This is a genomic window from Wolbachia pipientis (assembly GCF_023661085.1).
Lineage (GTDB): Bacteria > Pseudomonadota > Alphaproteobacteria > Rickettsiales > Anaplasmataceae > Wolbachia.
Genome location: NZ_JAHDJT010000174.1, coordinates 1 through 1185 on the forward strand (window position 1 = coordinate 1; position 1185 = coordinate 1185).

The window sequence follows — 1185 nt, forward strand, 5'->3', positions numbered from 1 at the left end:
AAAAGAAAAAAGATAATAATCGTAGATTTTGTCTGGATTTCCACCACAGTATTCAATGACTGGTTTCAGGATTTCAAGTCTAAGCTCGTTCATGAAAGCACGCCTAACGAACTTGTAGCTCTCCATTCCACTGCGTTTTCTGTACTCTGTTAGTAAAATGGAAGCTATGAGAATCATGTACAGTGTAACCATGATAGTGTTTTTGCTGTACCCAAGAAAATGCTTTGCGTTGAGCTCCTGCTTGATAAATTTAAAGAACACTTCTATTGACCAACGTTTTTTATAGAGATCACAAATCTCTATAGCAGACACTCCATAGATATTAGTTAAAAATGTGAGAACTTCGCCATTTACCTGACTTTTTGCTCTAATCAACCTGATCTCAAATGACAAAAATCTTGAACCATTTTGCCCTAATCTAACTATGACATCCTCCATCAGTTCAAGTGTTTTCGTTCTTAGGCCTTTAACCTCTTGGTGGGTTCGCACTATTTTATAGCGAATATTATAGTTGCCGCGGGTGTATGCCTTCCTTTATAAACTCCTCAAAAGTTGCACGTTTCTATATTCCACGATCAAATATGCAAATCGACTCTTTACCGTGACTGAGCAACACTTCTCAGAACAATTTGTTATCTGAAAAACCCTCTGCTTGAGTACATAAATTAAGCAGCTTTGCAAATCTTCCATCTGTTGCAATTGTGCATTTTATCATGTTTTTTTGGCAATATTTTATGTTTTTGCAGGGAATGCCAAGCTGCAATAATTTGCTTGATAGCTGAAGTGTTGTTGCATCTATGATCATCAATTTCTTTTGAGCTGCAAAAACTCTGTAAAATAAACAAAAAAATCTTTTCAAAGTACTTAATAGGTATTGTTCTCAAACGACTTGCAACTGATGAATGACGTGTATCTAAGTTAAACATGCGGCGATAATTTTCCTCAATAGTGCGCAAACTAAGCTCATTTTTCTCCAATATGCTATATAGTAGCAAATTAAATACATTTTCCCCTGTAAGTTTGCTAACCCTATAATCGACACCAACAGCTTCACCTATTTTGTTCAGCTCTACCTTTGGCAATTTTGATATTATTTCTTTGTAGTAAAACGTCTTATACCTCAATACTTTTCTCTCATTATACTCTTTTTAAGAATGTTCGTACAGCCATACGCGTCAAGTTAAG

The 1185-nt window shown here is 35.4% G+C and carries 2 protein-coding genes; both read right to left on the reverse strand.

The features are described 5' to 3' along the window. On the reverse strand, nt 1-489 hold a 489-nt coding region (locus tag DM84_RS05960), incomplete at its 3' end, for a transposase (protein WP_349305113.1). Between the two features lie 176 nt (nt 490-665). Further along, nucleotides 666-1082, reverse strand: a complete 417-nt coding sequence (locus tag DM84_RS05965; RefSeq protein WP_250779085.1) for a hypothetical protein — start codon at nt 1080-1082, stop codon at nt 666-668. Nucleotides 1083-1185 lie beyond the last annotated feature (103 nt).